At 44.0% G+C, this 10,055-nt stretch carries 10 protein-coding genes; 8 read left to right on the top strand and 2 right to left on the bottom strand.

Annotated features, from left to right (window positions below):
* Window positions 1–241: 241 nt before the first annotated feature.
* From VMW01_04250 to VMW01_04230, 5 genes are all read left to right on the top strand, one after another.
* A complete protein-coding gene (locus VMW01_04250; protein ID HUW05451.1) occupies window positions 242–766 on the top strand; it encodes a CvpA family protein in 525 nt (174 codons plus the stop codon).
* The gene (locus VMW01_04245; GenBank protein HUW05450.1) at window positions 756–1,856 is read left to right on the top strand and encodes a DUF3667 domain-containing protein; all 1,101 of its coding nucleotides are present in this window, start codon (window positions 756–758) and stop codon (window positions 1,854–1,856) included. The genes VMW01_04250 and VMW01_04245 overlap by 11 nt, the downstream gene beginning before the upstream one ends.
* Window positions 1,857–1,959: 103 nt before the next feature.
* A complete protein-coding gene (gene tyrS, locus VMW01_04240; GenBank protein HUW05449.1) occupies window positions 1,960–3,255 on the top strand; it encodes a tyrosine--tRNA ligase in 1,296 nt (431 codons plus the stop codon).
* A 9-nt stretch (window positions 3,256–3,264) separates the two neighbouring features.
* The gene (locus VMW01_04235; GenBank protein HUW05448.1) at window positions 3,265–4,302 is read left to right on the top strand and encodes a hypothetical protein; all 1,038 of its coding nucleotides are present in this window, start codon (window positions 3,265–3,267) and stop codon (window positions 4,300–4,302) included.
* Complete coding sequence (locus VMW01_04230) at window positions 4,256–5,719, top strand: O-antigen ligase family protein (GenBank protein ID HUW05447.1); 1,464 nt, start codon at window positions 4,256–4,258, stop codon at window positions 5,717–5,719. Before VMW01_04235 ends, VMW01_04230 begins: the two co-directional genes overlap by 47 nt.
* Here VMW01_04230 and VMW01_04225 read toward each other — a convergent pair.
* Window positions 5,716–6,948: a SpoIIE family protein phosphatase gene (locus VMW01_04225; GenBank protein HUW05446.1), complete on the bottom strand. Its 1,233-nt coding sequence runs from the start codon at window positions 6,946–6,948 to the stop codon at window positions 5,716–5,718. The two genes, VMW01_04230 and VMW01_04225, sit on opposite strands and share 4 nt — an antisense overlap.
* A gap of 170 nt (window positions 6,949–7,118) precedes the next feature.
* The gene (gene efp, locus VMW01_04220; GenBank protein HUW05445.1) at window positions 7,119–7,685 is read right to left on the bottom strand and encodes an elongation factor P; all 567 of its coding nucleotides are present in this window, start codon (window positions 7,683–7,685) and stop codon (window positions 7,119–7,121) included.
* Window positions 7,686–7,879: 194 nt separating this feature from the next.
* Here efp and VMW01_04215 point away from each other — a divergent pair, with 194 nt between their 5' ends.
* The 3 genes from VMW01_04215 to VMW01_04205 all read left to right on the top strand — a co-directional run.
* The gene (locus VMW01_04215) at window positions 7,880–8,473 is read left to right on the top strand and encodes a bifunctional nuclease family protein (GenBank protein HUW05444.1); all 594 of its coding nucleotides are present in this window, start codon (window positions 7,880–7,882) and stop codon (window positions 8,471–8,473) included.
* A gap of 118 nt (window positions 8,474–8,591) precedes the next feature.
* Window positions 8,592–9,437 (top strand): CPBP family intramembrane glutamic endopeptidase, encoded by an 846-nt coding sequence (locus VMW01_04210; protein HUW05443.1) that lies wholly within the window; start codon window positions 8,592–8,594, stop codon window positions 9,435–9,437.
* A 176-nt stretch (window positions 9,438–9,613) separates the two neighbouring features.
* A partial coding sequence (locus VMW01_04205) for a hypothetical protein (GenBank protein HUW05442.1) occupies window positions 9,614–10,055 on the top strand: 442 nt, incomplete at its 3' end.

The following is a 10,055-nucleotide window of genomic DNA, read 5'->3' as shown; positions in this document are numbered from 1 at the left end:
GGCCAAGCAGGCATCCTCATCGGGGAATCGCTGCTGAAACTCGAAAATAGTAAGGCTGTCGAACTTCTTCTCCATACTCTAAATCATTTATACCCCTAAAATACTACATTTATCCGTATTGGCTGAATGCCTAATTCAATTTTTTAAATCACCATGTAGTAATTCAACAACAAGTCTAAATTGAAATTTGAGTTATGATAATTATCCATATAATACTATATTCACTCGATAAAATATACCAATGAACTATTTTGACATTATTATTGGCATCCTTCTTATTATTGGGGCCATACGTGGATTTATAAAAGGATTTGTATCGCAGCTATTTGGCATTCTTGCGCTGGTTGTTGGCATTTTTGCAGCCATAAAATTCTCCTCTTGGGCGGCGGATAAGCTTGTGATGTGGTTTCACATTCAATCGGAGCTACTGCCAATAATCTCCTTTTTGGTAGTGTTTGGAGCTATTGCCGTTGCACTCATTTTAGTTGGCAAACTTTTCGACAAAGTGCTTGAAACTGCAAGTTTGGGTATTATCAACCGCCTTGCTGGCTCCATTTTCGCAATTCTCAAAACAGCCCTTATTATAAGCGTTATTCTCTGGGGTGTAAACTTTATCGACACCAAAGTTCGATTTCTCCCCGATGACGCGGTGAACAAATCGATACTTTACAAGCCCCTTTCACTGCTTGCACCAGCGGTGCTGCCTTACCTACACCTTGACGACATGCCCAACGACTCATCCAAAGCTGGAAGCAATGCAAAATAAGCTATCGAAACTTGCTGCCAAGCTCCCTAGTTTAAAGAAGGTATCCCCAAAAAAATCCATAGCAGAACCCAATACCAACTCTACGCAGCCACACTATTGTCTTAACTGTGGTGCATTGCTGGTGGGGCCATACTGCCATAATTGTGGACAAAAGGGCGAATCGTCCATCAAACCGTTCAAGGAGGCTTTTGTTGCCATTGCGGAGAACAACTTCAATTTCGATAGCAAGTTGATTCACACCATCATTCCCTTTATTTTCAAGCCCGGGAAACTATCAAAGGAATATGTAGAGGGGAAAAGAGCGTCGTACATTGCACCTATTAAGCTCTACTTTTTCTGCTCGCTAGTATTCTTTGGGCTGCTCAGCATGTCGTCGATAAAATCGAACATGAAGGTTAAGAATGGGAATGAGGTAAAAACGGGCATTGCATTATCTGCCATAGCCGACTCCATTGACAGGGACTCTGCTCTCAACAGTGATGCCTCAACTAGAGCATTCAAGGAGACACTCGTTCACTCCCTAAAGGAAATTCCCGGAAAGCAAGAAGAGCATATTAAAAAAGGTGAGGAGGTAAATTCCAGTGCTGGATTATCTGCCTTCGCCAACGTCATCGACAAGGATACCACACTCAGCAAAGACACTTATGGTCGAGTATTAAAAAGGACTCTCGTTAGCTCGCTTAAGGATATCCCTGGCACGAAGAAGAAAATCATTCAAACAGCCAACTACATGATGCTTGCCCTCCTGCCTGTGTTTGCATTGCTTTTGATGATGACCTACTCACGAAGGAAAAAATATTTTGTGGAGCACATGGTGCTATCCACACACCTCCACTGCTTCTTTTACCTCTTTTTGTCCATTTCAATGGTGCTGAGCATGCTACACCTAGGCTACTTGCTGCCAGGGTGGGTAGCATTCTTGATACTCGTTGCATATACTTTTTTTGCACTTAAGCAGTTTTATGGAGGGAGAAACAGAACTACATTTTTCCGGATGCTATTTCTGGCTGTAGTTTACCCCTTTGTGCTAATAGTGGCAAGTGTGCTTGCCATAGTTGGAGCAATAGGAGTTAGTGTATACTTTGGATGATGAAGTTGAGTGTGAGGTTTAAGAGGTTAATCCACTGTTTTTAAAGCATCAGGTTACGCTCCTAACGGAAAAATTATGTAGGTTTGAAAAATTTTTGAGAAAAATGAATTTTGTTGAAGAGCTAAAATGGAGAGGCATGATTCACGATATCATGCCCGGGACAGTGGAACTACTTAAGAAAGAGCTAACCACAGCATACGTAGGAATTGATCCTACCGCCGATTCGTTGCACATAGGCCACCTAGTTGGCGTTATGATGCTCAAGCACCTGCAGGCAAGCGGACACCGTCCCATTGTTCTCTTAGGTGGAGCCACCGGAATGATTGGTGATCCTTCGGGCAAGTCGCAGGAGCGAAATCTACTCGACGAAGAGACCCTTCGGAGCAACCAGAATGCGCTCAAGAATCAGCTATCCCGTTTTCTCGATTTTGAATCGAAAAAGCCAAACGCCGCCATTATGGTGAACAACTACGACTGGATGAAGGATTTCTCCTTCCTGCAGTTTATCCGCGATGTAGGGAAACACATTACCGTGAACTACATGATGTCCAAGGACTCTGTAAAGAAACGGTTGGGTGAAGAGTCACGGGTTGGCATGTCGTTTACCGAATTCACCTACCAGCTGGTTCAGGGCTACGACTTTTTCTTTCTATACCAAAACTACAACTGCAAGCTTCAGATGGGTGGCAGCGACCAGTGGGGTAACATTACTACTGGAACAGAACTTATCCGTAGGAAGTTAAGTGGAGAAGCCTATGCGCTCACCTGCCCACTCATCACCAAGGCCGATGGCGGTAAGTTTGGAAAAACCGAGCAGGGCAACGTATGGCTCGATGCACGCTACACAACCCCATACCGGTTCTACCAGTTCTGGCTAAACGTTTCCGATGACGATGCAGCAAAATACATAAAGATATTCACCATGCTCCCAAAACAGGAGGTGGAGGCGTTGATTGCCGAGCACAGCCAAGCACCACACTTACGCCTGCTCCAAAAGCGGCTGGCAGAGGAGGTAACCGTAATGGTTCACTCCCGTGCCGACTACGACAGCGCAGTGGAAGCGTCTGACATCCTTTTTGGAAAATCTACCTCCGAAACACTGCGCAAGCTCGACGAGGATACCTTCCTGGCCGTCTTCGAGGGAGTTCCCATGTACGAAATCAACAAGTCGGAATTTGGTTCACCCATCAATGTTATTGAACTGCTGGCCGAAAAAACTAAGGTTTTCGCCTCCAAGGGTGAAATGCGGCGGCTTATTCAAGGCGGTGGTTTAAGCATAAACAAGGAGAAGTTTGATTCGGCAGAGGCCACCATTTCGCTTGCCGACTTCATTGATAACAAATATCTCCTCGTTCAGAAAGGAAAGAAAAGCTATTCTATCGTAAGAATTTTTCAATAAAATAAGGTTATGACAGAGCCATCGCATCAGATTATCAGCTTCAATTCAGTTGTTCGCTTTGCATGGAAATACCGAATTACCCTAATTTTGGTTACCATAGTCGCAACAATTATAACCTACGGAATAACCCAACTCATTACGCCGCTATTCAAGTCTACCGCTGTTATTTACGCCTCATCACCGGTTAACTCTGGGAAAGAGGCTATTGAGGGTACAGCTAGCTACAGGGGTATAGCCGAATTTGGGAATGAGGATGAGGCTGAGCAGCTGATGGAGGTGGTTTCGAGCAATACTGTCAAGCGCAAGGTTGCGGCACAGTTAAACCTGTGGGAGCATTACGGTATCGATACCTCAAATCCTTTAAAAAACTACTACCTAGAAAACATAATTAGCGACAATATTAAGCTGAGTCTCTCTCGGTTTAATGCACTGAGAATTGAGGTATACGATTTCAACCCAGCATTCTCGGCCCTGCTAGCAAACACGCTTGCTACCGAAGCTGACTCAGCATACCGTGCTGCCAGAAAAACCAGAACACTGGCTGCATATGAGGTCGTTAAAGCGCAGATGCAGCTTGCCGAAAAGGAATACAACAACGTTGTTGACTCACTTATACACTATCGTAAATTGGGCGTATTAGACCTTACAGAGCAGACAAGAGCTATATACAGAGCGAAGGCTGAGGCAGTAGCGCAAAACAAGATGGCAGAGGTTGAGCGGCTCAACAGTATGCTCAAGCCATTGGAGTACTATTCAGCCCAAAACATGGGACTTGAGTTCAGACTCGAAAACACGTTAAAGGAGATATCCACCCTCTCTCAAAATCTGAAGGTCGCCCAAGTTGAGGCAGAGCAAGACATTCCAAGCATTTTTGTGATAGACAAGGCCGTTACACCCGAAATTAAAGCATACCCTAAAAGGATGCTAATCTCCATATCTACAGGGATTGCCTCGTTTGTACTGGCACTTTTTATCCTCATGCTATCCAGCTACCTTAAAAATGAAATTTTTAACAGCAGAGTGGCTGAATCCGACAAAAAGCAATAAGCTTTTAATCTGGGTTGTCGCTCTAGTCTTTCTTCTGATTAACGGATATTTGCTCCTTAAGGGGCTGCCATATCTGATTGCACTACCGTTTGTGCTAATGGCCGTTTTGCTGGTATTCATTTCACCAGACAAGGCATTAATAGCACTCTCCTTTCTTGCACCTCTTTCCATCGAACTTCGGGTATTCCGGCCTGACTTACCATTTAGCTTTATAATCCCCACCGAGCCACTGCTACTGCTCATTCTTATTGCTCTTCTCCTTCAGCAACTCACAAAAAATAGGCTCCCATCTGAAATAACAACCCACCCTGTGTCGCTAGCCATACTTGCATTTCTGGCATGGTTGGCAATTGCAGCCACCACTAGTGAATACCCGCTGGTTTCGGTCAAATACATTCTGGTGAGGGCTTGGTTCTTTGGTTCCTTCTACTTTTTAGCAATATCACTTTTTAGAAAAAGAAAAAATATTGAACGCTACTTCTGGGCATTTACAATAGGACTTATTCTCGTTGTGATTTACGCCATTACCAAACAGGCATCCATAAATCTCTTTTCAAAACATGCTGCTGCCGTTTCGGCCTACCCCTTTTTCAACGACCACACCTCCTATGCTGCAGCCATAGCCTTTGTAATTCCCATGCTAATTGGCTTTTTTAAACTTGAGATGTCGCAATTTAAGAAGGTGCTTACAGTTGGTTTAATACTCTTCTTTACTGCTGCGCTTATTCTATCCTACACCAGAGCTGCTTGGCTAAGCCTAATATTTGGCGGTGGAGTATACCTTCTCATTCGATTCCGTATTAGGCTGCGCACAATAACCTTGATTTCACTGTCAATCGGAGCCTTTGTGTTCAGCTTTCAGAATCAAATTACCAGCACACTGGAGCGAAACAAGGCGGTTTCAAGCCATAACCTTCTGGAACACATTCAGTCCATTACCAACATCCGCTCCGACGACTCCAACGCTGAGCGAATTAATCGGTGGCACTCCGCCATTGAACTATTCAAGGAGAGGCCTATCATGGGCTGGGGACCTGGCTGTTACACCTTTGTATACGCTGGCTTTCAAATTGCCAACGACAGAACCTCCATTAGCACCAACAGGGGAGATGGCGGGAATGCCCACAGCGAATATCTAGGTCTTCTTTCGGAGGCAGGGATTCCTGCATTGCTGCTCTATATTCTAATTTTGGGTCTCGTTTACTACAAGGGTATTCGATTCTACCAATCCACCAGTAACCAAGCAATGAAAAGCATCGTAATAGCCTCACTGGTTGCCATTTCAACCTACGTTATGCACAGCACGCTAAACGACTTTTTGGATGTGGATGAAATTGCTGCTCCTTTCTGGGCCTTTGCAGCGGTGGTAGTTGCCGCCGACCTATACTACAAGGAAGCTAAGCTTGCTAACAGCTAGCTAAATTGAAGCCCAACAATGGAGATATCATCAAAGACCTCGGCATTGTCGGTATTTAGGCGTTGTGTCTCAATTATTGACTGAAGGTTGTCCTCCACCGAACGATTATTAGCCACTTGATTCTCAATGGCTTGAAGGTTAAATTCCACCACAGTATCGCGGAGTACCTCCACCAACCCATCGGTATAGCAAAGAATCTTTGAGGAAGGAGCAATTTCGATCTTCCCTCCATTGATTGTTGGAATCTCCTCCAGCATTCCCAAGCCAATGCAGCCGCTTGAAAGAAGGGATAGCTTTTTTAACTTCATATTGTAGAAAATGGGGGGATTGTGGCCTGCATTAACATACTCGAGCATGTGAGTACGCTCGTTATATCGGGCTATGAAAAGCGTGATAAACTTCTCCCCCTTTGCCGTGTCGAACACCCGCTCGTTGAGCTTTTCAATAAGTCGGTGTAGCGAAATTTCCTTAGTAAATAGGGCTCGCAGGGATGCCTGAAAGTTGGACATCAGAATGGCGGCAGAAATTCCCTTTCCAGAAACGTCAGCAATACAAAAGCCGAACTGTTCCTTTCCCATCTTCACCACATCGTAGTAGTCGCCTCCAACCTCAAAGTGGGGGCGGTAGTATGCAGCCATTTTCACCTTTGAGTCGTTAACTAAGCTCTCCTCCAACGGAATAAGCATGGCCTGCATGCGTGAAGCCAATTCCAGCTCCTTACGCATGGCTTCCTGTCGCAAACTCTCCTCGAAAAATCTAATATTTTCGACAGCCACCATCATAATTATGGAGAGCGTTTGTATAAAGTTAAGGTGCTTAATGGACGCGCTTACTCCCTTCTCTTCGTCGTCGATGTCGCCAATAAAAACGAAGGCAAGTGGTTTGTCATCCTGAATAATGGGAATAATTAGGTCGAAGTCGGACATCACCGGCTTGGAGCTGGTGCCAGTGAAAGTAATCTCCGAAATGGGAAGCAGCTCCTCCTCTACGTTTATTTGCTGCTCAGCACCCTCGGGAACGCCAAAACGGAGTATGCATTCCCACCCATTCTCATATTTGTAGAAGAAGAGGATACGATCAATCCCAAGGTCATCCCGAAGAATTTCCTCATACCTAGCAAGCAAGCCCTGGGTCGAACGACTCTTGTTAATGGCTTGGGTAAACGACAGAAGGGTATTCAACTTAAAAGTTGAAAGCTTAAGTCGCTTAAGGGAGGCGTTTACGCTCATGACATAATTAAATAGGTCCTCCGAAAACAGGTCACCCTCAAGGAAACCATTCTACCTTGAGGGTAGCTTCTGAAACATTTATGGTTCAGAAACCGGTCTATTCACCTGTATAAATTTAAGACAAAAAAAGCGAAAGTCAAGAGGTAAAGGAGATGAACTACCAGTTAATTTTACTTTGCACGCTCAGCATATTCCCTAGCGCGGGTATCGATTTTAATTCGCTCACCAGTATTAATAAAAAGTGGAACTCGAATTATGGCACCCGTTTCTACAGTTGCAGGTTTAAGCGCGTTAGAAGAGGCAGTATCGCCCTTTAATCCAGGTTCGGTATAGGTAACCTCCAACTCAACAAAAGCAGGAAGTTCGCAGGTCAGCGCCCGCTCCTCTTCGGTATGAAACATAACCTCAACAATATTGCCCTCTTTCAGCAAATCAGCGCTTTCGATCATCTCACCGGGTAGTGAGATTTGCTCAAAAGTTTCCTGATGCATAAAATGATAGCCCATATCGTCATTGTATAGATACTGATATGGTCGACGCTCGACCCGAATGGTATTAATTTTTTCACCTGCCGAGAATGTGTTCTCTATTACCCTGCCATCCTCTAGGTTTTTCATCTTTGTTCTTACAAAGGCTGCTCCCTTGCCGGGTTTTACGTGCTGAAATTGAACAATTGCGTACAATTTTCCGTTGAATTCTAGGCAAAGGCCATTTCTAAAATCTGCTGTGGTAGCCATAAAATAAACTTTGTATTATGATGCAAAAGTAGCTAATTGCAAAAAATAAGTCGCGCAAAACTAGTTAATTATAACGCAAATTCAGCAAACATAGAACCTCTTTTTCAAAAAAAAAGCGGTAACCTTTGAGGAACCACAATTTTGAACTAGGTTTGTAATCGCCTCATACATGTAAAACCAGAAGTTAGATTAGAATGGGTAAAATTAAGCTGAACGTTCTTGGAATTTCGTACAGCCAGACTCAATCCGGAGCTTATGCTCTTGTGCTTAGTGAGGAAAACGGTACAAGAAGAATACCAATAATAATTGGTGGGTTTGAAGCACAAGCTATCGCCATACAACTTGAAGATCTAGTTCCTCCTCGACCACTAACTCATGATCTCTTTCTGAACTTTGCTCGCACCTTTGGTATTGAGCTGCTGGAGGTAAATATTTACAAGTTGGAGGAAGGAGTTTTCTACTCCAATCTTCTCTGCTTCGATGGCGACAAGGAGCTGACCATTGATGCCAGAACCTCCGATGCCATAGCGCTGGCATTACGCTTTAAGTGCCCCATTTTTACTACAGACGCAATTATCGAAAAAGCAGGAATAGTATTAGATCCAGAAGAAGAAGCCTCCACAAAGATGTCCCAACCGGTACCCACCCATAATCCTGACGATGAGGAATCAGAGATGTATAGGAATCTCACGCTGCCTGAGTTGGAAGCACTGCTTAAGGAAGCCATCAATAACGAGGACTACGAAAAAGCCTCCAAGGTTCAGGAGGAGATAAATAAACGATCCTAACACCTCTATTCGTTTCAACTCAGCGATTCTATTATCAAAAACAAGACAGAAAATACGGCAGTTGAAAACATGGAGAAACCACCCATAATATTAGGACTTAACTAAAAATAAGACAGAGATGAAAGGTTGGCTAAAAGCGCTTCTATTCTTCGTGGCTTGGATAGTTACACAGGTATTGGTAACGGCGCCAGTCATGTATTTTCGAGCAAAATATGGTATTGAGCAAAATGACAGCTTTGTGTTCTGGATGACATTCATTACCTATACCATCCAGTTGGCTACTACGCTAGGGATAGCTGCTATTTTTATCAAATATATCGACAAAACTAAATTCGTTGACCTAGGCTTTCGCCTTCGAAAAAGGTGGTCGCACTTAGCCTTTGGATTACTCGGCGGTTTTGTATTTATTAGCCTAGGATCTGGCATTCTGATACTCCTTGGGGCAATTACCATTCAGGATGTTCACTTTATACCAGTTTCTCAACTTCTATGGATTGTTCTCTTTGCCATGGTCGCGGTGAATGAGGAGACATTTGCTCGAGGTTACCTGCTCCGAGCGCTCATGGAGTCGACAGGAAAATATTGGGCACTGCTTATTTCGGCTATTGTGTTTGCCGGGCTGCATGGTTTAAACCCCAACATGTCATGGATTGCCATGATAAACCTACTCATTGCTGGAATACTGCTTGGCGTTTACTACATCCATTTTAAAAACCTTTGGTTCTCAATTGGCATTCACCTTACCTGGAACTACTTTCAGGGACCCGTTTGGGGATACCACGTTAGCGGAACTACTACCAGCGGAATCTTCACCTTGCAGGAGAGCGGTTCTACCCTAATAAACGGTGGCGAATTTGGCTTCGAGGGTTCGCTGGTTTGCACCATAATGATGCTTGTTGCCATTGTTGCCATCGACCTTTGGGCTAGGAGAGAAAAGCGCAAGGAGGAATTGATTGTGGAATAGCCAAGGTTGTTTAACCGATCCTATACAAACCCATAACCATAGACACAAACTTCACAATTCGTTAATATTCAGGCACTATACATTCGCTGGTAATTAAAGATTTATTAACAACAACTTTCCATTTACTAAAGTAAGAGGTGCTATCATTGCGGGTGATTATTCACTAAAATGCCCTAATGAATACAGCCCTGTTACACCCACTAACTTTCCATGCTGAGTTAAAGAATGAGTTGGAAGGTTTTCTAACAAATCAAAAGTTAAGATTTCCTGAAGATGAAGTGCTTGTAATGGATATGCACTGCCACGACTACAACAGCGACATTCCTGACGAGCTGTTGGGTCGAATTCTAAACGTGCCAGAAACATGGCTCCCCACAAAAGATCTGCTTGAGACGCTAAGCAATCATGGCTGCACTGCCTACACCATAACCAACCATAACAATGCCCGTTCGTGTTTCGAGCAAAAGGCTCTTGGAGTTGATGTTCTTACCGCCTCAGAATTCAGCTGTATGGTGCCAGACTTTCAAATTGGTATTCACGTGCTCACCTACGGTTTTACACAAGAGCAGGAAAAAGAGCTGAATAAACTTCGCATCAACCTATACTCATTTCTGGACT

Origin of the sequence: Williamwhitmania sp. (genome assembly GCA_035529935.1) — a bacterium.
Lineage (GTDB): Bacteria > Bacteroidota > Bacteroidia > Bacteroidales > Williamwhitmaniaceae > Williamwhitmania.
Note: the sequence above shows the minus strand (reverse complement) of the source record. Positions and strands in the feature narration are given on the sequence as shown.

What these genes read in the sequence shown, in the direction of transcription:
- VMW01_04245 (HUW05450.1), top strand. Translation starts at nt 756, where the DNA reads ATGCAAAATAAGCTATCGAAACTTGCTGCCAAGCTCCCTAGTTTAAAG.
- efp (HUW05445.1), bottom strand. Translation starts at nt 7,685, where the DNA reads ATGGCTACCACAGCAGATTTTAGAAATGGCCTTTGCCTAGAATTCAAC.
- VMW01_04215 (HUW05444.1), top strand. Translation starts at nt 7,880, where the DNA reads ATGGGTAAAATTAAGCTGAACGTTCTTGGAATTTCGTACAGCCAGACT.
- VMW01_04230 (HUW05447.1), top strand. Translation starts at nt 4,256, where the DNA reads ATGAAATTTTTAACAGCAGAGTGGCTGAATCCGACAAAAAGCAATAAG.
- VMW01_04210 (HUW05443.1), top strand. Translation starts at nt 8,592, where the DNA reads ATGAAAGGTTGGCTAAAAGCGCTTCTATTCTTCGTGGCTTGGATAGTT.
- VMW01_04235 (HUW05448.1), top strand. Translation starts at nt 3,265, where the DNA reads ATGACAGAGCCATCGCATCAGATTATCAGCTTCAATTCAGTTGTTCGC.
- VMW01_04250 (HUW05451.1), top strand. Translation starts at nt 242, where the DNA reads ATGAACTATTTTGACATTATTATTGGCATCCTTCTTATTATTGGGGCC.
- tyrS (HUW05449.1), top strand. Translation starts at nt 1,960, where the DNA reads ATGAATTTTGTTGAAGAGCTAAAATGGAGAGGCATGATTCACGATATC.
- VMW01_04225 (HUW05446.1), bottom strand. Translation starts at nt 6,948, where the DNA reads ATGAGCGTAAACGCCTCCCTTAAGCGACTTAAGCTTTCAACTTTTAAG.